Raw genomic sequence first — 26,348 nt, 5'->3', positions numbered from 1 at the left:
CCGCTGCCCGCCGAGCACGTCCACCCGCCCAGCCCCGACTCGAAACCGGCGTTGCGCACCAGATTCGCCTCCGCGGCGTGTGCGGTGCGGCCGTCGAGCGCGGTCGCGCCGCCGGCGAGGAGGGCCGCGGACGCCACGAAGGCGAGCCCTGTGCGGATGCGGGGGTGTCTCGCTCTGCTGACCTGTGCGGAGGTGCGGTCCACGGCTGTCTCCGTACGTCGGGGGCGGTGGGGGGTGGGGCGCGTGCGGGGCGGCGCGGCGGTCACCGGGCCGCCCCGGAAGGCTGGTCCAGACCAATCCCGTTGTCAAGAGGCCCGGCCCCCGGCCACCGGCACGGGAGGCGCGGGGGCGGCTCCTGGCGTACCGTCTTGTCAGGGGTCCGGCCGGTGGCGCTCCGGCCGGAAGCCCCGCGCGGGCCACCCGTCGCGGTGGGGCCCTCGGGCCGCCCCGACGACGACGCCCGCATGCCCGCACGCGCGGCGCCGGCCCGGTGGCGCGCGGCGCCGGCGCCCCGTGGCCTCCGGGCATCGCATCGGTACCGCGTCCCCGGGCGGTCCGCAGGGCCGGGGCTTGGTCTCTTGCCTGGAGGAACCCATGGCGGACGTTCTGCGCGGCGGGGTTTCGGAACCCGGTGAGCGGGGGGGTGCCGGGCTGCTGTACATCCCCGTCCGGCCGGGCCCCCGCGGTTGTGTGACCCGGCTCTTCCGCACGCCCCGCGGGCAGCGCACCGCGGTCGCCTTCACCACCCCCGCGCGGCTGACGGCGATCCTCGGTCCGGAGCACCCCTGGATCAGGCTCTCGGTGTCCGCCCTGCGTTCCCTGACCGCACCGCTGGGGTGCACCGCCATCACCGTCGATCCGCAGGTGGTCGGGGCCGCCGGCCGGCAGCCGCTCCGGAAGCGCAGCCGGGCCCGGGCCGGCAGCCGGGCCGCGACCCGTCCGGATCGGCCGTGGAGAGTCCGCTGCCGCAGGCGGGCCGCACTGCGCGAAAGGGCCGCCGGAGCACGGTAGGGGCCCCGGGGAGCCGCCGGCGCCCCGCGCGGAGGCGACGCGGCCCGTGCCCGCCCCACCGTCTCCGTACCCGCCGCCGGAGGTGTCCCCTCGCCGCCGCGGGCTGCGCTGCCGGCCGCTTCCCGGCGGCCGGCAGCGCGCGTCAGTCCTGGTCCGGGGAGGGTTCCTGCCGGGAGGGCTCACCCGGTTCCCGCTCGGCGGGCTCGCCCGGTGCCCGGAAGCTCGGCGCCAGGGGGCCGCGGTCCTCCTGCTCCTCGCCGGTGAGGGCCGTGGCGGTGTTGTCGTCGGCGAGTGAGCGCTGCACCGCCGGGTCCTCCTCCACCGGGTTCCGCTCGGTGTACCGCGGCCGGTCCTCGTGCCCCGGCCGGTCCGGCGGGTCCGGGGGGCCGGAGGGTGTCGTGTCCTGGTCGGGCATGGGGTGCTCCCTTCTCGTCCGCCTGCCGCGCGGCGTGCGCCTTCGGCGGGTACCCCCGCCCGGGGCGCGGATACCGGTGGCCGGAGCGGCGGGGCGCCGGCGCACCGGTCCCGCGGTGTCCGGGGCGGAGCGGCCGACGGGCCCGGGACCAGGCCCGGCGCCACCGCTCCGGGCGGCCGCGGCGGTGCCGTGCGGCGAACACGTTTCCGAGGAATTTCGACCGTCCGATTCCAGGTACGTACCGGAAGTGCGACCATGGGCGGGCCATGGGTACGGGAGTCGTCCTGCGTGCGCTGCGCACCGCGGTGTTCTCGGTGGTGTGCGTGCTGTCCACGATGCTGGGGCACACCGCGGTGTCCGGCGCCCCCATCTCCCCGTGGGCCGTGGCGGGCGCCGTCTGCGTCACGGCGGTGGGCGTGTGGGGGCTGACGGGACGTGAGCAGCGGCCGCTGTCGGTGGGGGCGGCCGCCCTGGCCTCACAGGCTCTCCTGCACACGGGGTTCTCGCTCGTCCAGGCGGTCCGGTGGCCGCCGGCCCCCGAAGGCCTCCGCCTCGCCGGGGATCCCGCGAGCCGTCCGTGGTGCGGTTCGCCGGCCGAGGCCGGGTGCCTCCCGCATGCCGGCCACACCGTGGCGCAGGCCGCGGGGGGCCCGTCCATGGCGGGCGGAGCCGCCGGCATGCTGGCCGTCCACCTGCTGATCGCCCTGGCCGGCGCCCTGTGGCTGTCGGGCGGTGAGCGGGCCGCGTACCGGCTCGTCCGGGCGCTGTCGGCATGGCTGCGCGCGCCGCTCGTCCTCCTCGCGGCCGGTGGCGCACCCGTGCCGTGCCCGCGCCCCGGGCCGGTCCGGAGCTTATGGCGTCCGCTCCGGCGGTTCGTGCTGGTCCACGTCGTCTCGTCGCGGGGTCCGCCCCGGCCGGCTGCTGTCGCGTGACAGCACGGAGCCATCGGCCGGGGGCCGGAGCGCGGTGCCGCTCCCCTCCGGCCGCCCGTCCACCGGCCGCCGACGGCCGGTCCACCCGGAGGACCCCAGACGATGAACCCTGTCCACGACCACGACCACGGGCCCGCGCCGGCCCGGCCCGCCCCGGACGCGGCCGCACGGCGATGCGGTCCGCCGCGGCCCTCAGCCGGCCCGCGTGCCGTTCCACCCCCGCCCGCCCTCGGCGTGCCCCCGGAGGTCCGCCCGCAGACGCGCGAGCAGCCGGTCGGCACCGCAGGCGTCGCCGTCGTCCGCCGGGAGCGTGGCCTCCCGCAGCCGCCGGGCGTCCTCCTCCCACCGGCGGCACGGCGCGCAGGACGCCAGGTGCGCGTCGAGAGCCGGGCCGGTGGTGTCCGGCGGCAGCGCTTCGCCGTCGACGCGGGCGGAGAGGGCGGTGCGGAAACGGGAGCACGGCATGGCCCCATCCTCCCCGATGGGCCCGGACGGCAGCGGCGTGTTCGGGAGGAGGGCCGTGCGTGACGACGAGCAGGTGACGGCGTGGGCCCTGGCGGCGCGGTTCGGCGACCCGGTGGCGACCGAGTCCTTCGTGCGGGGCACCCTGCGCGACGTCCGCCGGTACGTCACCCACCTCAGCGGTGACGCGCGGGCGACGGACGACCTGGTCCAGGACACCTACCTGCGGGCCCTGCGCGGCCTTCCCGGGTTCCAGGGGCGCTCCCCCGCCCGCGTCTGGCTGCTGGCGATCGCCCGCCGGGTGGTGGCCGACCGGTTCCGCGCCGCCTCCTCCCGCCCCCGGATGGCGGACGTCGAGGACTGGCAGTCGGCGGTGGAGGGTGAGCAGCCCTGCGGGCTGCCGGGGTTCGAGGAGGGCGTGGCGCTGTCGGAGCTCCTCGCGGCCCTCCCCGCGGACCGGCGCGAGGCGTTCGTGCTCACGCAGCTCCTCGGCCTTCCCTACGCGGAGGCGGCCGCGGTGACCGGCTGCCCGGTCGGTACGGTGCGCTCGCGGGTGGCCCGGGCACGCGGGACCCTGATCGATCTGCTGGGCGCGGCGGAGTCGGACGGGCGGCCGGGGCCTCACCGCGAGGGGGGTGCGGCGGCGGAGGCGCCGAGCCTCGCCGGTCCCCGCGTCTGAAGCGGAACGCGGACCGGGCCGGCGCGGCGGGGAATCACCCGCCGCACCGGCCCCGGCCCCGGCGGCCGGCTGCGCGGGCGGGGCGCAGGCGGGGCGCCGCGGCGAGGAGCACGGGCGACAGCGCGCACTGGAGGGCCACCGCGGCCCAGAAGAGACCGGGCCGGCCCGCGTGTTCGGCGAGCCGGTAGCCCTCGCCCCCGGCGACGCCGCTGGCGAAGGCGCCGATTCCCGCCGCGAGCCGCTGGTGGCCGAAGACCACCGCGGGCGTACGCGGGGACCGGGCGAGGGCTTCGAGGTCGTTCCTGAGGAAGAGGACGGTCTCGCCGAGGCAGATCAGCAGCGCCCCGGCCAGGATCGCGGCGTGGTTGCCGACGGCGAGGACGGCCATGCCGGCGCCCATCGCGGCGAAGCCGACCCGCAGCGCGCGGCCGTAGGGCAGGCGGGCGATCCGGTCCGACAGGACGGGTTGGGCGACGACGAGGAGCAGGGCGTAGAGGGCGAGCACCAGACCGTGGAAGAACGGCGAGGTCCGGGGCACCGAGTAGACCGCGGCGTAGTGCTGGAAGAACATGAACACGTACAGGCTCAGCACCGTCGCGGCGAAGGGCAGGACGGCCAGTCCCGCGAACGGTCCTTCCCGGCGCGGTGGCCGCCGCCCGGGGTCCCCGGTGTCCCCGGGCGGCCGGTCGGGTGCCTCGGCGGGCAGGAGGGCGTGGCCGGCGGTGACGGCCGCGAACAGCGCGGTGACCGCGCCGAGGAGCACGGCCGGGGAGCCCAGGACGAGGGGGGCGGCGGCCAGGGGCCCCAGGGCGATGCCGGCGTTGAAGGCGGAGTTGCCGGCGGACAGCAGCAGCGGGCGGTGCTCCTCGGCCACCCGGTGCACCAGGTAGCCCTTGTTCGCGGGCAGGTAGAGCGCCGCGCCGCAGGAGACGAGGAGGAGCGCGGCGACGGCGACCGGGGGCCGGTGGAGTCCGGGCAGGAAGGCGGCGAAGCCGGCGGTGCGGACCACCAGGGCGAGCAGCATGGTGCGTTGCAGCCCGAGCCGTTCGGCGATCGCCGCCCCGGCCACCCCGCCGGAGAACTGGACCAGCGACGCGACGGCGAGGACCACCCCGACGGTGCCCAGGTCCATGCCCATCCGCTGGTGGAGCAGCACGGACACGAACGGCAGGACGGCGAAGCTGCCCAGGGGGATGAGGAAGGAGCCGGCCAGCAGGAACCGCTGCGGCCCGGTGAACCGCGGCCGGCCGGTTCCCCGTCTCACTCCCGGTGCTCGGCCGTGCGGCCGGGCGCGACGAGCGGCCGTACGCTTCCCGCGGCGCTCAGCGCCCGGTGCAGGGCCAGCTCCGAGGTCGCGCCCTCGGCCAGGACGATCCCGGTGCAGCCGCGCTGGTCGCCCAGGTGTTCCACGCGGTCCCCCGGGGCCGCGGTGGGGTACCACCGGGGGGATCCGGGGAAGTCGGGCAGGTGCTCCAGCCCCGACCAGCCGGTGAGGGTGCCGGGCCGGTCGGGGTAGAGGAGGACGAAGGCGGTGGCGGGACCGGAGGGGGCCGGTGCGTCCAGCAGGGCGGGGCGCCGGCCGAGCGCCGTGTCGACCACGGCGTCGTAGACGTTGGTCCCCAGGGCGCGGCACAGCGCCTCGCCGACGAGTGCGCCGCCGATACGGCGGTTGATCTCCACCAGTTCCGGGCCCTGCGCGGTCAGGACGAACTCGACGTGCGCGAAGCCCCGGTCGTGGCCTGCGGCCTCCAGTACCCGTCCCACCCACGTCTCCAGCGCGGTGGACTGGGCGCCGGGCAGGGCGACGGGGAAGGCGGCGGCCTCCTCCCGGACGGAGGGTTCGCGGGACATCTGGCGGCTGAGCACGCCCAGCAGCCGCGTCTCGCCCTTCCAGCTCAGGGTCTCCGCGCTGTAGACGGGTCCGGCGAAGAAGGGCTCGGCGAACAGCTTTCCGGCGAAGGAGCGCTGCGCGGCCTCGGCGAGGGCCTCGCGCAACCGCCGCTCGTCGCGCACCACCCAGACGTTGCGGGAGGAGGTGCCCGCCGAGTCCTTCAGGACGGCCGGCAGGCCGACCTCGGCGAGCACCTCGGCGGCGGCCGAGGGGCCGGGGCGCACCGCGAGGGCTCGGCCGCGGCTCAGTCCCCGCTCGTGCAGCAGGTTGCGCACCCGGTGCTTGTCCCGCAGCAGGCGGACCGCCGCCGGGTCGGGGCCCGGGAGGCCGAACTCGGCGGCGAGGTCCGCACCGGGGACGCTCCAGGTGTCGGTGGAGTTGACCAGGCCGCACAGGTCGGGCAGTTCCGCCAGCGCGGCGGCGGTGGCGGCCTCGTCGCGGGTGTCGACGTCGACGGTGTCGAGCGCGTCGGGCGCCAGCCGGGCCAGCTCGTGGCGGTAGACGTCCCGGTTCCCGGTGAGCAGGCACAGCCGGTGCCCGGCCCTCCCGGCCGCCTCCACCAGGCGTCCCAGGCCGAAGGTGAGCTCCTCCAGGGCGGCGATGGTCATGCGGTCCGCTCCTTCGTGGTCGATGCCGCCGCGGCCTGCCGCGCGGGCGCGGAGGGCACCTCGTGGCGCCGCCGCCCCCACTCCATGGCCGACCAGGGCAGGGCGAGGTCGGCGAGCGAGGTGATCTGGTGGGGTTTGAGGCCGCGGGGGTCGAGGGCCTCGCGGTGCCGGGCGAAGACGCGCTCGGTGTAGCGGTGGCCGGTGTCCGCGCCGATGACCAGGTGGGGGCGCTCGGGGTGCCGGGCGGCCTCCCAGCCGGCGACCAGGTGGGCCGCACCGGTGGACAGGCCCGCGAACACCGCGTGGTCGCGCAGCAGGCCGACGGCACCGGCCATGGCGTGCCGGAAGTCGACCCAGTGCAGGGTGTCGTACAGGTCGTGGCGGACGTTGCCGAAGGGGATCGAGCTGCCGATCCCGGCGATGATCGCCTCGGGGTCGCTGAAGCGCTCGCTGCCGAAGGTGACGCTGCCGAAGGGCTGCACCGCCACCGACCGCACCTTTCTGCCGCGTTCCCGCAGCGGCTGGACGAGCCCGCCGGTGGAGGAGCCGGTGCCCACGGCGCCGACCACGGTCAGCGGCGCGCCGGGCAGTGCGGCGTCGACCAGGTCGGCGAACTCGCGGTACCCGGCGTAGTGCACGGGGTCGTGGTACTGGCGCATCCAGTGCATGTCGGGCCGGTCCGCGATGAGCTGCCGCACCCGCCGCACCCGCCGCTCCTGGTCCAGCCGCAGGTCCTGGGAGGGCGGCATCTGGTCCACGGTGGCGCCGAGGATCTCCAGCTGGGCGCGCATGGTGGTGTCGACGGTGGTGGAGGCGACGATGTGGCAGCCCAGGCCGTAGCGGTGGCATGCCAGGGCCAGGGCCAGGGCGTAGATGCCGCTGGAGCTGTCGACGAGGGTCTGGCCCGGTGCCACCGCGCCGCGCTCCAGCAGGGCGCGGACGGCCCCGAGCGCGGCGTAGACCTTCAGCGTCTCGAACCGGGCGAGCACGACGTTGTCGCCCAGCCGGATCAGGTCGGGGGCCTTCAGGGCGTCGGTGATGTGCTCGTGCACGGGGGGAGCCGGTGCGGTGCTCACGGGGGTCACCGCCCTTCCGCCGGTGCGGGGGCGCCCGGCCGGGTGCCGCGCACGACGAGCCGCCGCGCGTGCTGGTCGTAGGGGGCGCCGTCGAAGTCGCCGTAGCACTCCACGTCGGTGAAGCCCGCCGCCGTGAAGAGCTCCCGCAGTTCGGCCGCGCTGTAGACGAAGGAGGTGATCGACGCCTCCCGGGCCGCCCGGCCGCGCACCAGCGTCCAGTCGGTGCGCAGCCGCGTCCAGTCGTCCAGGACGGTGTCGCGCTGCACCACGTAGGCGCCGTCGTCGAGTTCGACGAGCTGGGGGCGGCCGATCCAGCCGGCGAGGACCTCCTTGCCCATCACGTCGACCAGCAGCCGCCCGCCCGGCACCAGCGAGTCGTGGGCGTTGCGCAGCACCCGGAGGTTGTCGCGGGGGTCGTCGAAGTAGCCGAAGGACGTGTAGACGTTCAGCACCACGTCGTAGGACTCCGGCTCGACGTGCTCCAGCATGTCCGCCCGCACCAGCCGGACCCGGGCCCCGGCCTCCTCGCAGACGGTGCGGGCCCGCTCCAGCATGAGAGGGCTGAGGTCGACCCCGGTCACCCGGTACCCGCTGCCCGCGAGCGGCACCAGGTACAGGCCGGGACCGCAGCACAGGTCCAGCACGCGCGCGCCGGCGGGGAAGTCGAACAACGGGGACTTCGCGACGACCGAGGCCACCTCGGCGCGTCTGCGTCCCGAGAACATCGTCTCGGAGAAGTCGGACCAGAGCGTGTCGTCCTCGTACCAGTGCATGGTGCCGCCACCTCGATTCCGGGGCCGACCGGAGCCGGACGGCGCGGCGCCCGGCCCGGTGGGCGCATCTGCCCACGCATCAGGCGTCGGACGCGCCCCCGCTCCGGTTCCCGCCACGGAAGTGAAGAAGATGTGAAGGAACAGTCGGCGCGGGCGGGAGGGCCGCCACGCCGCACGGGCCTTTGCCGGGCTGCGGCTTGTGGTTACTCTCGGGGCGCCCGTGATGGATTCCGCGCCCCCGGCGTGCGGACACCCGACCGGGAAAGTCGTCCACCCCCCACGAGAAAGCGGTGCCCCTACGATGGTGGAGCCCCCTGCCCCGGTGAAGCGACGTCAGTGGTTCGACCGGTCCGCGCTGCGAGCGGACCTGCGGGCGGCGGTGCCCGACGCCACCGCCGCGCTGGTGATCACCGCGGGCGTCTTCGCCTGGCTGTACGCGCGCGTGTCCTCCGGGACGTCCATGACGCTCCAGGTGATGCCCGACCTGGCCGACGCCGACCGGTACTGGATGTACTGGCTGTGCCAGGCGTTCGGCTGGTCCGGGCTGTTATGGGCGTGGATCACGGTCGTGCTGGGCCTGGTCAGATCGAGCGCCCGCCCGGGGTGGCTGCGGGTGCCCGCGGCACGGATCGAGCGGTGGCACCGCACCACCAGCCTGACCACGATCGGGCTGATGTTCGCGCACGCCGCGATGTTCTTCGCCGAACTGGTGCGCACCAACCAGGACGGGCTGGGCTGGGCCGGGCGGCTGGGCACCTCCTTCGCCGAGGTCTTCGTCCCCGGCTTCTACTCCTCCGGGACGGGCCGGATCGCCATCCTGATCGGCCTGCTCGCCCTCTACCTGGCGATTCCGCTGGGTCTGGCCTACTACCTGCGGCGGTCCACCGGGGCCCGGCTGTGGCGGGCCCTGCACCGGTTCGTCATCGTCGTCTACGCCCTCAGCGTGTGGCACACCCTGCTGTACGGCACCAACGTCTGGTACGACGGCGCCTTCCGCACCCTGGTCTGGCTCCTTCAGCTCCCCGTCGCCGCCCTGCTCCTGGCCCGCCTGCTGGCCCCCGCCCGGCGCGGCGAGCGCCTGCACCTGCGCGACGCCGCCGGCCGCCCCGGAGCGGTGCCGCTGGCGGCCCGCCTGGCCGGCCGGATCGCGGCCGCGTCCGTCGTCGTCGGCCTGCTCGTGGTCGCCGCCACCGGCCGGGACGGCGGCCGCACCCCCGGTGTCGCCGGCGCCGGGCTCAACGTCAGTCAGGCCCAGGTGTGGGCGGGGCTGGTGGTGCTGCTCGTCGCCCTCTGCGCCGTCACCTACCGCCTCCGCCCCGCCCGGCGCGCTCCGGCGCCCGAAGACGCCGGGGCCGCCGCCGGCTCCGGGGCCGCGGCCCCCGGCGAGGGGCGCGAGCGGCACTGACGGCCGCGCGGGGGCGCGGCCCGCTCGGGCAGCCGGCCCCGCGCCCGGCGCCGAGGCACCCGTCCGCGGGCGCCCCGGCCGCACCGGCCCCGGAGGAGGACGTCCGCGCCGGGCGCGCGGCCGCCCGTCCGGACGCGGCGGCGGAGGTGCGGTCGGCGGCCCTCGTCACCGGGGCCCTCCGGACCGGTCGGCGTCCGCTGCCCCTCCGGGCGGACGGGGTGGAGGCAGGGCCAGCAGCCGGCGCGTCCGCTCGTCGGCCCCGGCGCCGGAGGCGACCGAGTGCCGGATGCCGTGGTACACGAGGTCCCACAGCCGCTGGTTCCCCTCCAGCAGGCCGCAGGGGACGACAAGGCGGCGGTGGCCGTGCGCGAGGCGCAGGCACGGACCGACCCGCGCCCGGTCGACCACCGCGACGGCGGTCAGCTCGTACAGCGGCATCTCGATGCTGTCGCCGGCTTCCACCTCGGCGAGTGTGCGCGTCCCGACCTGCACGACGACGTCGCGGTGCTGGAGCCCGTAGCACAGGGTGAACAGCAGCCACCCTCCCCCGAGGACCAGGCCCGTCGTCGTGAACGCCTCGCGCCGGCCGCCCTCGCCGACGGCCGCGATCAGGACCGGCACGAGCACGGCCATCGGCAGGACACCCACGAACGCGGCCTTCGCGGCGTACCGCCACCGGTCCGGACGGCGCGCGGAGACGGTCCCGAGCAGTGGGTCCCTGCCTGTTCTCCCCGCGACCCACCTCCCGTCGGCCGCCGTGGCGTGACCGCTCCTCACCGCGTGCCGGCCCTGCCAGGGCCCGGCCACCCGCGGCGCGGCCGGCGGGCGGGGCTCACCCCGCCCGTCCGGCGGGGGCGGCAGTCCCGGGAGCGGGCTCGTCACACCGCGACTCTGCCCAGGGCGCGCCGGGGGCAACCCCCCGCTCCCGCCGCGCGGCTGCTCCCCTGCCGGCCGCTGCCGCACCGGCGGCAGCCGCTCCGCCTGAGGCCACAAGGAACACCTCATCGATCACCTGGGATGTCGCATGACCACCATCAGTGACAGGAGCGGCCCCGCGGTGGGAGGCTCACGAGCGACGTCCCGGCATCCGCGCGCCGCTCGCGGGCTCCCGCCCCCGGCGGGAGACCGCACGGGGAAGGGCTCCTCCCGGGAGGGAGCGCCGACCGCGGCACACCGGCCCGGCGGCGGATCCCCGACGGGGCCGGCCGTGCGGGACGTGAGGAGCCGTCGGATCCCGTCGAACGGGGGTTGGAGCATGTCCGCGAGAAGGGCCGCGGCAGCGGTCGCCGTCCTCCCCGGCCGTGGTGTTCGGCGGAGACGCCGTCCAGGCATCACCACGGCCAGCCGACGGCACGCGAGCCGCACCGGCCGGTCCCCGGCCCGGCACGGCGGAGTGCACCGTCCCCTGATCCCACGGGACGTGTCCGCCGCCCCGCCGCCCCGAGCGGTGCCGCCTGCCGCGCGGGCACACCCCGTCGCGCGACCGAGCACCGTGGTTCCGTGAACGCCCCGCCGTCCCACCACTCGAGGATGGGTGACGATATGCGCCGCACCACCGCCCCCCGATCCGCCACGGGCCGCGGGCCCGGGCGCCTTCTCGCCGCGCTGGCGGCACTGTTCTCCCTGGCCTTCACCGGTGCCGCCCTCCCGCAGTCCGCGGCTGCGGCACCGGAACGGGCCGGCGGCACCTCGCCCGCCGCGGGGCCGGACGCCCAGGTCCCCGCCGGCGTGACGGCCGGGATCGCCGTGTTCGACCGGCAGACCGGCGGCTTCACCGAGCAGCTGAACGCGGGGGCGCAGTTCCGCTCGGCCTCGATCGTCAAACTGCTGCTGGCCCTGGACTTCCTGTGGAACCGGGGCCCCGACTACGCGGTCCCGGCAGCCGACCGCACCCGGCTGAGCGCGATGCTCCGCAGCAGCGACGACGGCGCGGCCGGCCACTACTGGTCGACGTACGGCGGATCCGCGATCGTCCACCGCATGACCGCCCGGCTCGGGCTCACCGACACGGCCCCGCCCCCCGCCGGCCGCGAGGGGTACTGGGGCTACACCGCCATGTCGGCCCGCGACACCGTGCGGGTCTACCGCTACCTCCTGGACACGGCGCCCGCGCCCGTGCGCGACCTCGTCATGGGTCATCTGCGCCAGTCGACGCGCTGCGCGTCGGACGCGTTCGACCAGCACTTCGGGATCGCGGCCGCGTTCGACCGCCCGTGGGCCGTGAAGCAGGGCTGGTCGGGCCGGTACGCGGCGGGCACGTGCGGTCCCGCCGGCGCCTCCCCCGCCCCGGCGGACGGTCCCGGCCCGGGTGCCCCCGCCGCCGCAGACGTGGACCTGGCCCGCCCGGCACTGCACACGACCGGCACCGTCGGCGCCGGCGACCGCTCCATCGTGGCCGTGTTCACGCTGCACCCGGACGGCACGTCCTACGGCAGGGCCTTCACCGACCTGGGCCGTCTGACCCGCTCGCTGGACGTACCCGGTGGAACCGCGCCCTCCGGGACGTGGTACGGAACCTGGGGTTCGGGCGTCAACGTCCGCAGCGAGCCGTTCATCGCGGACAACTCGACGACGCGGCTTCCCGCCGGCGTGGAGGTGCTGGTGGGCTGCCAGCGGAAGGGACAGGTCGTCTCCGTCCCGCCGTACACCAACGACTGGTGGGCCTACCTGCCCCAGTACGGCGGCTACGTCTCCAACATCTACATCAGCCATCCGGACGACCGGTTGCCGGACGTTCCGCTGTGCGGGGGCTAGGAGGGCTCGGTCAGGTTCGTATGGGTGTGGGTACGTCGCGGTGGCAGGTAGGGCAGGCGCCGGTACAGGTGCGGCCCTCGAAGTGGGCCGGGCCCAGGGCTTGTTCCGTCTCGCGGTAGTCGTGCTCGATGCGCCAGCTGAGCTTGGCCAGCCGCACCAGGGTGGCCAGCGGCATGCCGAGGGCAGGTTCGACAGCCAGAACCGCACCGGTTCCGGCTCGGTGGCCGGCCACTCCGCCAGCAGCCACCGTTCGGGCAGCTCCGGATCATTGGCGGCCCTGCGGACGCGCGTCCGGCCGGGCGGATGCGCAGGGCGACGAATCGCGGGTACATGCGCTCGACGCCACTGCGGCCGGTGCCCGGACGGGAGCCCTCCCGCCAGGACACCGGCCGGGCCGCCGCCTTCCCGGCCGCGACGACCAGGCCCTTCACGGTCTGCGCAGGCTCGGGGTACCGGGCTTTTGGCGGACGCCCAGCACCCGCGTAAGCGGGCTGAACGGGCCGCGCCTCGGCCGGATGAGCGGTGTGACGGGAGGAGATGCCCACCGCATGGGTGAGGCCGCGTTCCTCCAGCCCGTGGCGGAAGGCGGCGGCATCGCCGTAGCCGGCGTCCGCGACCACCGGCGGGATGCCGATGCCCCACGAGCGGGTCTCGTCGATCATGTCCAGAGCCAGCTGCCACTTCTCCACATGCCCCACGTGGTCGGGAATCCCGCAGCGAGTGCGGCGGGCGGCCTTGTCCGCATCGGCCCGCGGCGAGGCCGGATCCCAGGAGGCGGGCAGGAACAACCGCCAGTCGATCGCGGCCGGGGCACGGTCGGTGGCCAGGTGCACCGAGACGCCCGCCTGGCAGTTGGTGACCCTGCCCGCGGTGCGGGTGTACTGCCGGGCCGCACATGCCGAGGCGTCCCCGTCCTTCAGGAAGCCGGTGTCGTCGGTGATCAACGCCTCCGGGCCGATCGCCTCGTGCATCCTCCAGGCCGGCCGGGCCCGCACATGGGCCGCATCCCACGGGCTGGAGGTGATGAAGTGGGCCAGTGCCTGCCGGTTGCCGTCCTCCCCCAGCCGGGCCGCCATCGGCTCCACCGACTTGCGCCGCCCGTCCAGCAGCAGCCCCCGCACATACGCCTGCCCCCACCGCCGCTGATCCGCACGGAAGAACCCGTCGAACAACTCCGCCGCGAACGCCTCCAGGTCCTCCCGGACCCCGGCCGACTCCTCAGATGTCACACCAGCCCGACGGCACCGACGAACAAGCAGACACGCCACCCACGAATAGAGATGACCAAGCCCTACTAGGGCATAAGCGGCAATTCGGCTACATCAAACGCCCTCTGAGAGCCACCGGTCGGGTCTCAGCACTGCCCCGGTACTGACGTAAGCGAGCCGTCGGCCGGATGTCAGTCAGCTGACGGAGGCTGTCGGCACGGTGGCCGAGCCATTCTCGTGGAGACATCGAATCCGCCCGGTACCCGGGTGGGACCACGAGGAGCGGACCATGAACACCATCGCGCAGCACTGGATCAACGGACAGTGGACCGGCTCCGGCTCGGTTCTGGAATCGATCAACCCGGCCGACGGCACCGTCGTCGGCTCGTTCTACGACGGTGGCGAGGCAGAGGCCTCGGCCGCCGTGGACGCAGCCGCCGCCGCGTTCGAGACCACCGAATGGGCGCGCACTCCCTCACTCCGGGCGACCGCCCTCAGCCGGCTGGCCGACGCCCTCGAGGCCCGGGTACCCGAGGTTGCGGCCATGTTGTCCCGGGAGAACGGCAAGCTGCTGGGTGAGACCACGTGGGAGGTCAGCGGTGCAGTCGGGTGGCTGCGGTACGCGGCGGCCTCTGTGCGCACCCAGACCGCCGGGCGCGCCGCCGAGACGGCACCCGGCCAGTACACCCACTCGGTGCCCGAGCCGCTCGGCGTCGCCGGGATCATTTCTCCCTGGAACTCCCCCATCATGCTGACCGTGCGGGCGCTGGGCCCGGCGCTGGCCGCCGGCTGCACCGTCGTGGTCAAACTTCCGGCTCAGACGGCACTGACCAATGAGCTCTTCGCGCAGGCCCTGGCCTCGGTCCCGGAGATCCCGGCGGGCGTGGTCAGCGTGTTCACCGAGTCCGGCAACACCGGGGCCCCGTTCCTGGTCTCCTCGGACAAGGTCGACGTGATCAACTACACCGGCAGTACGCCGGTCGGGCGCCACATCGCGGCCGCGGCCTCCACCACACTCAAGCGGCTCGGTCTGGAGCTGGGCGGCAAGGCGCCCATGGTGATCTTTCCCGACGCCGATCTGGACATGGTGATCCCCACCGTGGTGCAGTCGCTGGTGCTGATGAACGGGCAGTTCTGCTGCACCGGCTCCCGTGTACTGGTTCACCGGGACATCGCCGACCAGGTGCGCACTCGGCTTACCGCCGCGCTCGCGCAGGTGCGGCTCGGGTCGGGCGACGACGAGAAGGCCCAGCTCGGCCCGGTGATCGACCGGGCGTCCGCCCAGCGGGTGGACGCGATCGTCGAGGAAGCCACCTCGTACGGCACGGTACTGCTGCGCGGCGGTGTGGTCACCGACGGCCCGCTGGCCGCCGGCGCGTTCTACCGGCCGAGCCTGATCGAGGTGGACCGCACCGACGTCCGGATCGTGCAGGAAGAAGTCTTCGGCCCGGTCCAGACGTTCGAGATCTTCGACGACGAGGACGACGCCGTGGCCAAGGCGAACGCCACCATCTACGGCCTGGCCGCCTCGGTGTTCAGCTCGGACTCGATGAAGGCCCGCCGGATCGCCCGGCGCGTCCGCACCGGCACGGTATGGATCAACACCTGGGGAGCCATCAGCGAGGACTTCGAGGAGGGCGGCGTCAAGGGAAGCGGTTACGGCTACCTGTGCGGCCCGCGAGCGATCGAGGAGTTCCAGGCCCTCAAGGTGTACGTGGAGCAGGACCACACCCAGTCCGCTCACTGATCAGATCATCACCTGGCCCGGCGCCCACCTGGGCGCCGGGCAGCCCTCCTGCACAGGAAGGGTGCACCATGGCCTCGATTCTGATCACCGGAGCGACGAACGGTCTTGGTCCCGCTCTGGCTGAGGAGCTTGCGGAAGCCGTGCACCAGTTGCTTCTGCACGGTCGTGCCCCGCAGCGGCTGATGCCGATCGCGCAGCGTTTCGGAACCGAGCAATACATCGCCGGCCTGCCTGTTCTGGCCGGGACTCAGCGACTCGCGGCCGAAGTGGCGGCACGGCACGATCCTCGACGTGCCGGTCAGCAACGCGGGTGTGGGCTTCACCTGGAACGGCACCATCCGAAGCATGCCAGCAGACCGATACCAGCAGCGGCCGGCGGTGAACCATCTGGGCCCTGTGCTGCTCACCCGGCAACTGCTGCCGCTGTTGCGCGCGGGCAGCCCATCACGCAGCGCCGACATCGCCTCGGTCGCGCAGGAACCGATGGAATCAAAACGATACGCAACGTTTCGATTTGGAGTGGTCCATGAACGAGGGAGTTGTTTCCCATGCCTACGGTGCCGACGATCCTGGACTGCCAAGCCCACCGGCAGTGACCGGCATCCGGCACACGCTCCGGGAGCAGAGCCGGAACGCGTCCGCGAACGCCGAACCCCGGCTCGGCCCCACCGTTCCGGCCGCCGTCCGGCGCTGGAAGCTGTGGCTCCTCACCGTGTGCGGTATCTACCCCACCATCGTCCTGCTGGGCCTGGCCACGAACCCTGTTCTGGAGGATCTGTACCTGCCGGTGCGACTCGCTGTACTCGTCCCGGCGGCGGCAGCAGCGATGGTCTGGCAGATCAATCCCCGACTGCAGCGGCATTTCGGAGCTTGGCTCACCAGATGACAAACAGCCCGGCTCCGCCGCCGGTGTGCTCCGCGGCGCCCGCACACCACAGACCACTGCGCAGGCTCACGGCACGAGGCCGCGACGAGACCCGCCGCGGCGTCTCCCAGGCGTTCGGGCAACACGCGTACCCGGTCGTCACCCTGGGCTCCACGTAGGCCCCGCACACCAGCGCACCCACGACAAGGAAGCCTTCTTCGAGCAGGTCGACAACGAGACCCTCGACCGCTTCGAGACGGTCTTCAAGAAGCTCACGGCCTGAATCTGCAGGCAGCACGAGATCTCGGGATCTGCATGACGGCCCGGGGCCTCGCGCGTGCGTGGATGCGTCCAGATGGGTGACCGCCTGGGGACTACCGGCGTCATACCCACTCAACCCCCAGCACCCACAGCGCTTCCCGCTGCTCTTGGCTGAGCCCGTCTCGCCTCGCATGGGTGTTCGATGTCCACGCATCCAGTTTCACGACCACCGGTTCTGTCTCGCCGTCGACCGTGATCTGTTCGCTGTTGTCGCGCGGGACCGGCCGGCGGGCGCCTTCCCGTTCAACCCATTGCGCGAGGGCTGCCAGGCCGCGTCGGAACGCCTGCTGCGCGTTGCTCGGGCCCCTTTTCGCCACATGCGTTGCCGCCGGGGCGCCAAACGGAGCCTCGACGGGCTTGATGCCCAACCTGGACAGTCGCTCCTGCTGTTCGGCCGACAGCTGCGCCCGTGTGCCCGGTTGGGTCTGCCGCTGGAGCCACCGTCCGATGTCGTCGCCATCCATCAGCACTCCGGGCCGGATCTCGGGAAGGCTGCCGTCGGCGTCGACCAGGTCGGCGAGGACACGGTGGTGGCATTGCCAGTCCAGGGCCAGGGGGGCACCTCCGGTCCGGGGCGATCGCGGCGAGCTCGGCCTCCCGGGCCTCTTCGCCCGGTTCCCAGACCATCCCGGCCTCGCGTGCGTCGAGCAGCTCTTTGCGCCGCGGTTCCAGCTCGCCCGCCCGCAGCGCCTTTCCCTGCTGGTGAAGCCACTCCCAAGCGGAGAAGCCTTCGTCGCGCCAACCCCGGTCCCGTGTCGTACGGGACGGCGTAGAGGCCGGTGATCTCGTTCTCGGCTCGCCAGCGCCGCAGGGCTTGTCAGCCCTGCGGCCGGATCCGGGATCCGGGTCGGTAGACCCGGGTGCGCAGTAAGGCCGCGATGGTCGCTGGGTCGCGCGAGGTGGAGAAGCGGAGCAGGGCGGACTCGGCAGCGGCGTCGGCGCCGGCGTCGGCGTCGGCGTCGGCGTCGTAGTGTGCCTGGTCTTCGCCGTCGTCCTTGCCGCCGGTGCCGGCGCCGATGATCCGTCGTCTTCGTCGCGTCGGACGTGGATCGTGCGCTGTCCGCTGGTGTGGGCGCGGGAGGCGAACTGCTCGACGAGTCCCATCGTGACTGCGCAGACCTCTGGAGGACGGCGACGAGGGGGCGGTAGCCGGCGGAGGCGACCGTGTCGGCCGGTCTTTGCCGGGCGGGAGGAGGACCGGCACGATGATCCGCGCGCCCTTGGTGCTGTCGTTGCGGTGGGGCTGCGGCGCCCGACGGGTGCTCTGCACGATCTTCGTCTGGGAGCTGGGGGTGTCGGCGAAGCAGATGGCTTCAGGCTCCGTTTGCCGGTGGGTGCAATACTTCCTGGCCAGGTGCGTGGCTAGTGTTTCGACTGCTTCGCGAGGCAGGACGAGGGACGCGGCGGATGTGGGCGAAGTCAGGGACAGGCATGGGCGTCGGCCCGACCGGGCTGGTCGGCCGGGAGGGCGAGCTCGCCGAGCTTGCGGCGTTCCTGGACATGGCCGTGATGGACGGAGCTGTTCTGCTGCTCACCGGTGATCCGGGCGTGGGGAAGACGGCACTCCTGGACGCGACCGCCGAGCTGGCGGTGGCGAAGGGGGTGCGGGTCGTCCGCGGCAGCGGTGTCGAGTACGAGACGGACATCAGCTTCGCGGGGCTCCATCAGCTCGTCGGCTCGCTGCCGGACGAGCTCGGTCGTCTGCCGCGTGCCATGCGGGAGGCCCTCGAGGTCGCCCTCGGTCTCGGCGCCGGTCCCGCGCCGAGCCGGATCGCCGTCCTGAACGCGGCACTGTCCCTGTTCGACGAGGCCGCGAAGGAGCGGCCGTTGCTCCTCGTGGTCGATGACCTCCATGTCGTCGACCAGGCGAGCCGGGCCGCGGTGGGTTTCGTCGCCCGAAGACTGGGGGGCCGCCGCATCGGGCTGCTCGGAGCGCAGCGGGCGGAGTCCGGCGAATCCCTCCGGTCCACCGGTCTGCCGGAGCTCGAGGTCGCGCCGCTGGGTGACGCGGACGCCCTGCGGCTGCTGTCCCGACGCTTTGCCCACCTTCCCCGCCGGGTTCTTTCGACCGTGGCCCACGAGGCGCAGGGAAACCCCCTGGCGCTGCTCGAGTTCGCCGGGTCCACCGGGGTGTCCGGCGACCAACACGGCCAAGGGGCGGGGTGGGCGAGCGGCCCGGGGCGGGATGTCCGCGCTCTGTACGGCGCCCGCGTCGGACGACTGCCGCGGGGGACGCGTGAGGTACTGCTGCTCGCGGCTCTTGAGGGCTCCGGCGACATCGGCGTCCTTGAGGCGGCCGGCGGGCCGGGCAGCCTTGAGGAACTCGCTCCCGCGGAGCGCGACCACCTGGTCATGGTCACGGAGAACGGCCGCGCGGTGCGCTTCAGGCATCCGCTGGTCAGGTCCGCGGTAGTCGACGGTTCCACCGGTGAACAGCGGCGCGGCGCCCACCGCCGGCTGGCCGACGCGCTGGCCGACCAGCCCGAGCGGCGCGGTGATCACCTCGCGAGAGCCACGACGGCGCCCGACGAGGCGGTCGCCACCGTCGTGGAGTCGGCGGCCCGGAGCAGCCTGCGGCGCGGTGACGCTGACGGCGCGATCGCGAGATTGCGGCGCGCGGCCGAGCTGAGCACCGACCGGGCGGACCGCAGGCGCCGCCTGTCGCAGGCCGCCTATGCCGCCGCCTGGGTCACAGGCCATCTGGAGGTCAGCCACGAGATCATGCGTGAGGTCGAGGGCAATCCGGCGGCCCGGTCGCTCTCGGCGGCCGCGACGGCCGGCTTCCTGGTGCTCGTCACGGAAGGCGACGCCGATACGGCCCAGGCACTCCTGGTGGAGGCGGTCGAGCAGGCCCCGGTGACGCCCGGACCTCCGCATGAGGAGCTGGAGACCGCGCTGTTCACCCTCACCCTCGTCAGCCAGTACTCGGGCCGGCCCGAGCACTGGCAGCCTCTGGTCGACGTGCTCGCCCGGTTCCCCGAGGCGGCGCCCGCCGCCGCGGCGTCGCTGGGGCGCGTCCACCACGACCTCGGCTCCGTCACCGACGGCATGCTGCGCCGCCTGGACGAGGAGATCGCGCGGCTGAGGGACCAGAGTGACGCCGACGTGGTCATCCGCACCGCCCTGACCGCCTCGTACCTCGACCGGCTTCCGGGCTGTCGCGAGGCCGTGTCCCGGGTCATACGCGACGGCGGCGCGGTGGGATCGAGCATGCCGGCCCTGATGTTCGTCGCCCTGGACGACCTGTACGCCGGCCGGTGGCAGGCGTCGGCCGGCGCCGCGGACGAGCTCATCGCACTGTCCGAGGAGACGGGGTACCACCTGTTCGCCCAGGTGGGGCACTACGTCGCTGCAATGGCCGCGGCCCAGCGCGGCGCCCTGGACGCGTGCCGGGAGCACTGCGAGGACATCTGGGGGTGGTCGGGTCCCAGGGGCCTGCGGCGGCTGGAGAACTGCGCCCACCAGGCGGCGGCCCGGGCGGCCCTCGGCGCCGCCGACTTCGAGACGGCGTTCCGGCACGCCACGGCGATCTGCGCCCCGGGGGCGCTGCCGGCGTTCAACCCCGAGGCCGTGTGGTCCGCGCCGGACCTCGTCGAGGCCGCCGTGCGCTCCGGGCGGCACGCGGAGGCGCGACGGCACGCGGACGCGCTGCGCGACGCCGGTGTCGGTCACCTCTCGTCGCGGTTCGCGCTGAGCGCGGCCACGGTCACGGCGATGACATCGGCTGCCGAGGACATGGTCCGGTGCTTCGAGGAGGCGCTCGGGCTGCCGGGCATCGAGCAGTGGCCCTTCGAGGTCGGCCGTGCTCATCTGGCGTACGGCGAGAGGCTGCGCCGTCAGGGGCTCAACCGCGAGGCCCGGGGGCAGCTGGCCGCCGCCCGCGGCCGCTTCGAGGAGCTCGGGGCCCGTTCGTGGGAGGCCCGGGCCGCGGCGGAGCTCCGCGCCACCGGGATGACGCGGACCGGCCGGGGCAAGGCCGGCGAGACCCTCACCCCGCAGGAGCTGGAGGTCGCCAGGCTGGCGGCGACGGGGCTGTCGAACCCGCAGATCGCGTCGCGTCTGTTCCTTTCGCCGCGGACCGTGTCGTCGCATCTCTACCGTGTGTTCCCGAAGCTGGGGATCACGTCGCGGGCCGGGCTCCGCGACGCTCTGGAGGCGCTGCCTCCCGAGCCTCCGGCCACCCGGCTGTGAGAGCCACCGGTCGGGTCTCAGCACTGCCCCGGTACTGACGTAAGCGAGCCGTCGGCCGGATGTCAGTCAGCCGACGGAGGCTGTCGGCACGGTGGCCGAGCCATTCTCGTGGAGACATCGAATCCGCCCGGTGCCCGGGCGAGACCACGAGGAGCGGACCATGCCGTTCGTCACCACCGGCGACGGAGTCGAGATCTTCTACAAGGACTGGGGCTCGGGCCGACCGGTCATGTTCCACCACGGCTGGCCGCTGAGCTCGGACGACTGGGACGCCCAGTTGCTGTTCCTCGTCCGGCGGGGCTACCGCGTCGTCGCCCACGACCGCCGCGGGCACGGGCGCTCCGCCCAGGTCGGCCACGGGCACGACATGGACCGTTACGCGGCGGACGCCGCCGCCGTGGTGGCGCACCTCGGTCTGCGCGACGTCGTCCACGTCGGCCACTGCGCCGGTGGCGGAGAGGTCACCCGGTACGTCGCCAGGCACGGTGCCGGCCGGGTTGCCAAGGCCGTCCTCATCGCAGCGGTCCCGCCGCTCATGGTCCAGACGAAAACCAACCCCGCAGGGCTGCCGGTGGAGGTCTTCGACGGCTTCCGCGAGGGCGTGGCCGCCGACCGCTCCCAGTTCTACCTCGACATCGCCTCCGGGCCGTTCTACGGGTTCAACCGTCCGGGCGCGGACGTCTCCCAGGGCCTCATCCAGAACTGGTGGCGCCAGGGGATGGCCGGCAGCGCGCAGGCGCACCACGAGGGGATCGGAGCGTTCTCGGAGACGGACTTCACCGACGACCTCCGGGCGATCGACGTGCCCACGCTCCTCCTGCACGGCGACGACGACCAGATCGTCCCGATCTCCAACTCCGCCCGGTCGGCGGTCACGTTGGTCGAGCACGTGACCTTGAAGGTCTACCCGGGCCTGTCGCACGGCATGTGCACCGTCAACGCCGACACCGTCAACGCCGACCTCCTCGACTTCATCAAGAGCTGACCCGGCTCGGTACCGGCACACAGCCCGTCAGCACGGAACACGACACGGAACAGAGCAGGAATCACCATGACCGCAGCACCCACCGGCTACGTGACCGCCGTCTGGGACGCGAAGGCGAAGGCGGGCAGGGAGGACGACCTCAAGGCGTTCATCACCGCCGCCGTCACCCCTCGCGCAACGACCCCGGCAACATCGACTACGAGTCCCACGAAGTCGAGGGCCGACCCGGCGAGTTCGTCATCTACGAACGCCGGGAGACACGCGCCCACCTCGACGCACACCTCGCCGCGCCCCGGATGCGGGAACTCGTCCCGCAGATGCTCGAACTGATCGACGGATCCATCGAGGACGGCATCCGCTTGCCGCGTCCGTTCCGCCCCGCCCCGCCCCGCCCATTACTGATCTTTTCGTAAGTTCGGTGGGTGTGCCGGCCTTGCGAGTGGGAGGCTTTCGGGGTGGCTTATCAACCCTCACCTTCGGCTGCCGGCTCGTCTCCTCCTCCCTTGTCGCGGCCTCAGTTGGCGGAAGCACGGCGCGTTCGGGCGGTCGAGTTGTTCGAGGAGGGTGCCTCGAACGTGGCGATCGCGCGGGCGGTGGGTGTGTGTGCCGGGAGTGTGCGGCGTTGGCGTCGAGTGTGGGAGGAGGGCGGCGTTTCGGCCCTGCGGCGGCGTGCAGCCACCGGTCGCCCGCCCAAGCTGGACGACGCCCGGGTCGAGACGGTCCGGGCCGCGTTATCGCGAGGAGCTCAGGCTCATGGTTTTGAGGCCGACCTGTGGACCCTGGAGCGAGTCGGCCTGGTTGTCGAGCGGGTGACGGGGGTGTCGTTGTCGAGGGCGTCGGTGTGGCGTCTGCTGACCGGTCGGCTGGGGTGGAATCTGCGACGTCCCGAGCGGAGGGCGGTCGAGCGGGACGAGTCCGAGACTGCCCGCTGGATCGCGCACGAGTGGCCGCGCATCACAAGGGGGCGGTGAACACACGTGCCTGGACCGTGTTCCTCGACGAATCGGGCGTTTCTTTGCTCCCCCGGATCCGCCGAACCTACGCACCCCGCGGCCGGACCCCACTGCTGCGGCACCGCCTGAACCGGAAGCGGGCGTCGATGGCCGGGGCCTTGGGCTACCACTCCACTGATCCCGAACGCGGGGCCCGCCTCTGCTTCCACCTCAAGCCCGGCAGCTACGACACCACCGCCCTCATCGAAGTCCTCGAGCAGATGAAGGCGTTCTACCGCGGCGAGCAAGTGGTGCTGGTCTGGGACGGCCTGTCCGCCCACTGGAGCCGGGCGATGCGCGCCTGGGTCGCCGAGCAGGACTGGCTCACTCTGGAGCGATCACCCGCCTACGCTCCCGAGCCGGACCCGGTGGAACTGCTGTGGTCCTCGCTCAAGGAGCGCGAACTCGCCAACCTCGCCGACGACCACCTCGCAGACGTCGCCGACGCCACCGAGCAAGGCATCCACCGCATCAACCACAATCCACAACCGCCATGGTCCTTCCTCGCTCACACCGGCCTGACCATCCACCCAGCACACCCACCGAACCTACGAAAAGATCAGTAGTGCTCCGACCGGGAAGGCTCGCAGGGCTGCTGTTGGTGTGCAGTGCTCGATGGAGCGGGTGTGCTGGTATGCCTCAGCGGTGGTCGGCCAGGCCATCCCCGAGTTCTTCCTTGTCGCCGTCGCGGAGTGCGGTGAGGACTTGCTGCAGGGCGAATGTGCCGCGGATCGCGGCGATGCGGGTGAGGAGTCCGTGGTGTGACCAGTCGCCCAGGGTGAGCACTCGCTCCAGGAGCTCAGGGCCGTAGCCGGCGCCGATGGCCGCGAGGTCCTCGGCCGGGTCGCCGAGTGTGACGTCGTCCCAATCGACCAGCGGGTGAAGGACTGGCCGAGCCTGGCGGGACGGGTGGTGGCCGTCTGGACGACGAAGTCCTCGCCGTCACGGCTGAGTGGGCGGGGACGGCCTCCCGCTCATCGAGGATCCGGGCAGGCCGGGCCGATCCCGTCGAACCGGTGGATCACATCCCGCACCGTGTCCTCGTCGGCCGGGACCGGCCGGGCGATCACAGGGACACGGTTCCCGCCGGCGGACGCAAGCGGCATCACCGCCCTGCGACAGCACACCGCACTGGTGCTGCCCCGGAGCACGATCTGCTGCAACGTCCGCCCCTCCCGGTCGGTCAGTCCGCGCACCCGCACCGGCTCAGCCACCGCACCTCCAGCGATCGGAGCGGACATCACCGCCCGTCCGACCGCTCCAATCGCCGACCCGGCGAACCTTCCCGTTCGGAGCACCGGCTGCGGCTCCCCGCGGACCGGACGGGAGGAGCCGCCGCGGGTCCGCCGCGACGGCTCCCCCCGCGCACCGGCCGCGGAGGGCACGGACGCCGGCCCGACCGGACCCCGCCGGAGAGCGCGGGGTGCCTCAGCCGCGGACGCGCTGGGTGACCGCGATGCAGCACAGGACCACCAGGGCGGTCAGGGGCGCCAGGGGGGAGAGCCGCTCGCCCATGAGGAGGACCGACCAGACGAGGGTGACGAGGGGCTGGGCGAGTTGGATCTGGCTCGCCCTGGGCACGCCGATGAGGCCCATGCCCCGGTACCACAGGACGAAGCCGCCGAACTGGGACACGGCGGCGAGGTAGGCCATGCCGACGACGGCCTCGGCGGTCGGGCGGACCGGTTCCCAGGGCAGGGCGAGGGCCGTGACGAGCGCGGAGACGGGGAGGGCGGCGACGACGCCCCAGGCGATGACCTGCCAGCCGGGCAGGTGGGAGGTGAGCCTTCCGCCCTGGGCGTATCCGGCGGCGCACACCAGCAGGGCGCCGAAGAGGTACAGGTCGCCGGACGTGGGCAGGCCGCCGCTCTGCTGGAGGGCGAAGGAGGCGACGGCGGCGGCGCCCAGGACGGCGGCCGCCCAGAAGGCGCGGGGCGGGCGCCGGCCGGTGATCGCGGCCGAGACGGCGGCGGTCGCCAGGGGGAGGAGGCCGATGACCACGGCCGAGTGCGCGGTGGTGGAGACCTGCAGGGCGAGGGTGGACAGCAGGGGGAAGCCGATGACGCATCCGCCGGCCACCGTCAGCAGGCCCGGCCAGTGGCGGCGTTCGGGTACGGGCACGCGCGCTCCGGCCAGGCACGCCGACGCCAGGAGCCCCGCCAGCAGCCCCCGCACACCGGTCACCGTCCACGGACCGAAACCGTCCAGGGCCCACACCGTGGCGGGGAAGCTGAGCGAGAAGGAGACCACTGCGAGTGCCGCGAGCGAGGTGCCCCGGCTCGCCGCTACTGCCACAGGATGAGTAGCGCTATCTTGTGCTGTCATGCAAGACAGTAGCAGCGTCGCCCAGTTGGTCGCATCCCTGCGAAAGGACCTGCACCGCTACTCCGAAGGCGAAAAGCTGCCCTCCAGCAGGGAACTGGTGAGCCGGTACCGGGTGAGTCCGGTGACGGTCTCCCGGGCCGTCTCCGCCCTGGCCGCGGAGGGCCTCGTGGTCTCCCGGCCCGGAACGGGCGTCTTCCGCTCGGTCCCCCCGCGCACCGCCGGCCCGCCGGGCGACGTCTCCTGGCAGGACGTCGCGCTCAGCGCGGACCCCTCCCCCGCCCCCGTCGACGCGAGTTCCCGCAGCGCCGGCGCCGAGGGGCTGCTGGCCACGCTCACCCCTCCGCCCCCCGAGGTCATCGACCTGGGGGGCGGGTACCTGCACCCGGTCCTGCAACCCGAGTCCGCCCTGGCCGCGGCCCTGGCACGCGCCGGCCGCAGGCCCGGCGCGTGGTCCCGGCCCCCTGTCGAGGGGATCACCGAACTCAGGCACTGGTTCGCCCGCGACATCGGCGGGCCGGACGGCCGTCTCGGCGCCTCCGACGTGCTGATCACCGCCGGAGGCCAGAGCGCGCTCACCACCGCCCTGCGGGCCCTCGCCTCACCCGGCGCCCCCGTCCTCGTCGAATCCCCCACCTACCCCGGCCTCCTCGCCGTGGCCCGCGCCGCCGGCCTGCGCCCCGTCCCCGTACCGGTCGACGCCGACGGTATCCGCACCGATCTGCTCGCCGAGGCGTTCCGGGCCACCAGGGCCCGGGCCTTCGTCTGCCAGCCGCTGTTCCAGAACCCCACCGGTGCCGTGCTGTCCCCGCAACGGCGGCGGGAGGTGCTGCGGATCGCCCGGTCCCACAGCGCCTTCGTCCTGGAGGACGACTTCGCCCGCCGCCTGGTCCACGCCGACACGCCGCGCCTGCCGCCGCCGCTCGCCGCGGACGACCCGGACGGACTCGTCGTCCACGTGCGTTCGCTGACCAAGGCGACCTCCCCCAGCCTGCGGATCGGTGCCCTCGCCGCCCGCGGACCCGTCTACGAACGCCTCCGGGCCATCCAGGTGATCGACAGCTTCTTCGTTCCCCGCCCCCTGCAGGAGACCGCGCTCGAACTCGTCGGCTCTCCCGCCTGGTCCCGCCACCTGCGCTCCCTCGCCGCCGCTCTGCGCGACCGCCGGACCGCCGCCCTCGCCGCCCTGCGCGAGGTCCTCCCCCGCCTCCTCCCCGACCGGCCCCCCCACGGCGGCTACCACCTGTGGCTGCGGCTCCCCGGAGGCACCGACGAGAACGCCGTCGCCGCCGCGGCCCTGCGCGCCGGAGTGGCGGTCACCCCCGGCGGTCCCTACTTCGCCGCCGAGGCGCCCGGCCCCCACCTGCGGTTGAGCTACGTGAACACCCCGGGGGCCGGGCAGTTCGAGGAGGGGGTCCGCAGACTCCGCCGGGCCTGTCCCCGGCTCGGCGGCACCCCGGACGCGGAGGAAACCCCCGGCGGCCCTGCCGCACCCCGGCCGGGCTGCGCCGGGCCGTCCGCCTGAGAGCGGGCCGGTCGGGCCGCCGCCCCGGTGCGGCCGGCCGCGCCCGGACGGCGGCCCGACCGGCCCGTTTCGCCGACGGCCCCGCCATGCCGTACAGTTCAGACATCGCCGCGGGGTGGAGCAGCTCGGTAGCTCGCTGGGCTCATAACCCAGAGGTCGCAGGTTCAAATCCTGTCCCCGCTACTG

At 74.0% G+C, this 26,348-nt stretch carries 22 protein-coding genes, 1 tRNA gene and 5 pseudogenes; 14 read left to right on the top strand and 14 right to left on the bottom strand.

The window, feature by feature from the left end; all coding sequences use genetic code 11:
* A pseudogene (locus tag ACFSJS_RS27480) lies at positions 1-203 on the bottom strand (chitinase); the annotation flags it as partial.
* A 391-nt stretch (positions 204-594) separates the two neighbouring features.
* Here ACFSJS_RS27480 and ACFSJS_RS27475 point away from each other — a divergent pair.
* Positions 595-1,011 (top strand): SAV_915 family protein, encoded by a 417-nt coding sequence (locus ACFSJS_RS27475; protein ID WP_380905131.1) that lies wholly within the window; start codon positions 595-597, stop codon positions 1,009-1,011.
* Between the two features lie 142 nt (positions 1,012-1,153).
* On the opposite strand, the gene ACFSJS_RS27470 is transcribed toward ACFSJS_RS27475, so the two are convergent.
* Positions 1,154-1,426 carry a hypothetical protein gene (locus ACFSJS_RS27470; protein WP_380905129.1) on the bottom strand — a complete coding sequence of 91 codons (273 nt, stop codon included), beginning with the start codon at positions 1,424-1,426 and terminating at the stop codon, positions 1,154-1,156.
* 266 nt (positions 1,427-1,692) lie between these two features.
* Between ACFSJS_RS27470 and ACFSJS_RS27465 the strand changes: the two genes are divergently transcribed.
* Entirely contained in the window at positions 1,693-2,358 is a 666-nt protein-coding gene (locus ACFSJS_RS27465) for a hypothetical protein (RefSeq protein WP_380905127.1), read from the top strand.
* A 192-nt stretch (positions 2,359-2,550) separates the two neighbouring features.
* Here ACFSJS_RS27465 and ACFSJS_RS27460 read toward each other — a convergent pair whose 3' ends face one another.
* Complete coding sequence (locus ACFSJS_RS27460) at positions 2,551-2,823, bottom strand: zf-HC2 domain-containing protein (RefSeq protein ID WP_380905125.1); 273 nt, start codon at positions 2,821-2,823, stop codon at positions 2,551-2,553.
* Positions 2,824-2,839: 16 nt separating this feature from the next.
* On the opposite strand from ACFSJS_RS27460, the gene ACFSJS_RS27455 reads away from it, so the two are divergent.
* Positions 2,840-3,499: a sigma-70 family RNA polymerase sigma factor gene (locus ACFSJS_RS27455; RefSeq protein WP_380905135.1), complete on the top strand. Its 660-nt coding sequence runs from the start codon at positions 2,840-2,842 to the stop codon at positions 3,497-3,499.
* A 34-nt stretch (positions 3,500-3,533) separates the two neighbouring features.
* Here the strand turns inward: ACFSJS_RS27455 and ACFSJS_RS27450 are convergent, their stop codons facing one another.
* The 4 genes from ACFSJS_RS27450 to ACFSJS_RS27435 are packed head-to-tail and all read right to left on the bottom strand — an operon-like array spanning position 3,534 to position 7,847.
* Positions 3,534-4,763 (bottom strand): MFS transporter, encoded by a 1,230-nt coding sequence (locus ACFSJS_RS27450; protein ID WP_380905123.1) that lies wholly within the window; start codon positions 4,761-4,763, stop codon positions 3,534-3,536.
* Positions 4,760-5,998: an ATP-grasp domain-containing protein gene (locus ACFSJS_RS27445; protein ID WP_380905121.1), complete on the bottom strand. Its 1,239-nt coding sequence runs from the start codon at positions 5,996-5,998 to the stop codon at positions 4,760-4,762. The genes ACFSJS_RS27450 and ACFSJS_RS27445 overlap by 4 nt, the downstream gene beginning before the upstream one ends.
* Positions 5,995-7,083, bottom strand: coding sequence for a pyridoxal-phosphate dependent enzyme (locus ACFSJS_RS27440; protein WP_380905119.1), 1,089 nt, complete (start codon positions 7,081-7,083; stop codon positions 5,995-5,997). Before ACFSJS_RS27440 ends, ACFSJS_RS27445 begins: the two co-directional genes overlap by 4 nt.
* A complete protein-coding gene (locus ACFSJS_RS27435) occupies positions 7,080-7,847 on the bottom strand; it encodes a class I SAM-dependent methyltransferase (RefSeq protein WP_380905117.1) in 768 nt (255 codons plus the stop codon). The genes ACFSJS_RS27440 and ACFSJS_RS27435 overlap by 4 nt, the downstream gene beginning before the upstream one ends.
* 223 nt (positions 7,848-8,070) lie before the next feature.
* Between ACFSJS_RS27435 and ACFSJS_RS27430 the strand changes: the two genes are divergently transcribed.
* Positions 8,071-9,252, top strand: coding sequence for a ferric reductase-like transmembrane domain-containing protein (locus tag ACFSJS_RS27430; RefSeq protein WP_380905133.1), 1,182 nt, complete (start codon positions 8,071-8,073; stop codon positions 9,250-9,252).
* A gap of 165 nt (positions 9,253-9,417) precedes the next feature.
* Here ACFSJS_RS27430 and ACFSJS_RS27425 read toward each other — a convergent pair whose 3' ends face one another.
* Positions 9,418-9,885 carry a hypothetical protein gene (locus ACFSJS_RS27425; protein WP_380905115.1) on the bottom strand — a complete coding sequence of 156 codons (468 nt, stop codon included), beginning with the start codon at positions 9,883-9,885 and terminating at the stop codon, positions 9,418-9,420.
* Between the two features lie 897 nt (positions 9,886-10,782).
* On the opposite strand from ACFSJS_RS27425, the gene ACFSJS_RS27420 reads away from it, so the two are divergent.
* Positions 10,783-12,006, top strand: coding sequence for a hypothetical protein (locus tag ACFSJS_RS27420; RefSeq protein WP_380905113.1), 1,224 nt, complete (start codon positions 10,783-10,785; stop codon positions 12,004-12,006).
* A gap of 58 nt (positions 12,007-12,064) precedes the next feature.
* On the opposite strand, the pseudogene ACFSJS_RS27415 reads toward ACFSJS_RS27420, so the two are convergent.
* A pseudogene (locus tag ACFSJS_RS27415) lies at positions 12,065-13,235 on the bottom strand (IS701 family transposase); the annotation flags it as partial.
* Between the two features lie 268 nt (positions 13,236-13,503).
* On the opposite strand from ACFSJS_RS27415, the gene ACFSJS_RS27410 reads away from it, so the two are divergent.
* The gene (locus ACFSJS_RS27410; RefSeq protein ID WP_380905111.1) at positions 13,504-14,961 is read left to right on the top strand and encodes an aldehyde dehydrogenase family protein; all 1,458 of its coding nucleotides are present in this window, start codon (positions 13,504-13,506) and stop codon (positions 14,959-14,961) included.
* Positions 14,962-14,969: 8 nt separating this feature from the next.
* Here ACFSJS_RS27410 and ACFSJS_RS27405 read toward each other — a convergent pair whose 3' ends face one another.
* Positions 14,970-15,299 (bottom strand): hypothetical protein, encoded by a 330-nt coding sequence (locus ACFSJS_RS27405; protein ID WP_380905110.1) that lies wholly within the window; start codon positions 15,297-15,299, stop codon positions 14,970-14,972.
* A gap of 188 nt (positions 15,300-15,487) precedes the next feature.
* Here ACFSJS_RS27405 and ACFSJS_RS27400 point away from each other — a divergent pair, with 188 nt between their 5' ends.
* Positions 15,488-15,847, top strand: a complete 360-nt coding sequence (locus ACFSJS_RS27400) for a putative antibiotic biosynthesis monooxygenase (RefSeq protein ID WP_380905108.1) — start codon at positions 15,488-15,490, stop codon at positions 15,845-15,847.
* 362 nt (positions 15,848-16,209) lie between these two features.
* Here ACFSJS_RS27400 and ACFSJS_RS27395 read toward each other — a convergent pair.
* Positions 16,210-17,462 (bottom strand): annotated as a pseudogene (locus tag ACFSJS_RS27395) (helicase associated domain-containing protein); the annotation flags it as partial.
* Between the two features lie 116 nt (positions 17,463-17,578).
* Here ACFSJS_RS27395 and ACFSJS_RS27390 point away from each other — a divergent pair.
* From ACFSJS_RS27390 to ACFSJS_RS27370, 5 genes are all read left to right on the top strand, one after another.
* Complete coding sequence (locus ACFSJS_RS27390) at positions 17,579-20,338, top strand: ATP-binding protein (RefSeq protein WP_380905106.1); 2,760 nt, start codon at positions 17,579-17,581, stop codon at positions 20,336-20,338.
* A gap of 160 nt (positions 20,339-20,498) precedes the next feature.
* A complete protein-coding gene (locus tag ACFSJS_RS27385; protein ID WP_380905104.1) occupies positions 20,499-21,323 on the top strand; it encodes an alpha/beta fold hydrolase in 825 nt (274 codons plus the stop codon).
* On the top strand, positions 21,266-21,736 hold the full coding sequence (locus tag ACFSJS_RS27380; protein ID WP_380905102.1) for a putative quinol monooxygenase: 471 nt from the start codon (positions 21,266-21,268) through the stop codon (positions 21,734-21,736). Before ACFSJS_RS27385 ends, ACFSJS_RS27380 begins: the two co-directional genes overlap by 58 nt.
* Positions 21,737-21,745: 9 nt before the next feature.
* Positions 21,746-22,294: a winged helix-turn-helix domain-containing protein gene (locus ACFSJS_RS27375; protein WP_380905100.1), complete on the top strand. Its 549-nt coding sequence runs from the start codon at positions 21,746-21,748 to the stop codon at positions 22,292-22,294.
* Positions 22,192-22,881, top strand: coding sequence for a transposase (locus ACFSJS_RS27370; RefSeq protein ID WP_380905098.1), 690 nt, complete (start codon positions 22,192-22,194; stop codon positions 22,879-22,881). The genes ACFSJS_RS27375 and ACFSJS_RS27370 overlap by 103 nt, the downstream gene beginning before the upstream one ends.
* Before the next feature lie 73 nt (positions 22,882-22,954).
* Here ACFSJS_RS27370 and ACFSJS_RS27365 read toward each other — a convergent pair.
* The 3 genes and pseudogenes from ACFSJS_RS27365 to ACFSJS_RS27355 all read right to left on the bottom strand — a co-directional run.
* Positions 22,955-23,191, bottom strand: a pseudogene (locus ACFSJS_RS27365) (phosphotransferase); the annotation flags it as partial.
* A pseudogene (locus ACFSJS_RS27360) lies at positions 23,182-23,529 on the bottom strand (helix-turn-helix domain-containing protein); the annotation flags it as partial. The pseudogenes ACFSJS_RS27360 and ACFSJS_RS27365, both read right to left, overlap by 10 nt.
* 214 nt (positions 23,530-23,743) lie before the next feature.
* Entirely contained in the window at positions 23,744-24,640 is an 897-nt protein-coding gene (locus tag ACFSJS_RS27355; RefSeq protein ID WP_380905096.1) for a DMT family transporter, read from the bottom strand.
* Between ACFSJS_RS27355 and ACFSJS_RS27350 the strand changes: the two genes are divergently transcribed.
* Both ACFSJS_RS27350 and ACFSJS_RS27345 read left to right on the top strand, forming a co-directional pair.
* Entirely contained in the window at positions 24,639-26,162 is a 1,524-nt protein-coding gene (locus tag ACFSJS_RS27350) for an aminotransferase-like domain-containing protein (protein WP_380905094.1), read from the top strand. The genes ACFSJS_RS27355 and ACFSJS_RS27350 overlap by 2 nt on opposite strands.
* A gap of 109 nt (positions 26,163-26,271) precedes the next feature.
* Positions 26,272-26,345, top strand: a tRNA-Met gene (locus ACFSJS_RS27345).
* Positions 26,346-26,348 lie beyond the last annotated feature (3 nt).

It is taken from the genome of Streptomyces desertarenae, from assembly GCF_042681365.1.
Classification (GTDB): domain Bacteria; phylum Actinomycetota; class Actinomycetes; order Streptomycetales; family Streptomycetaceae; genus Streptomyces; species Streptomyces desertarenae.
This window is presented reverse-complemented; position numbering and strand designations above follow the sequence as displayed.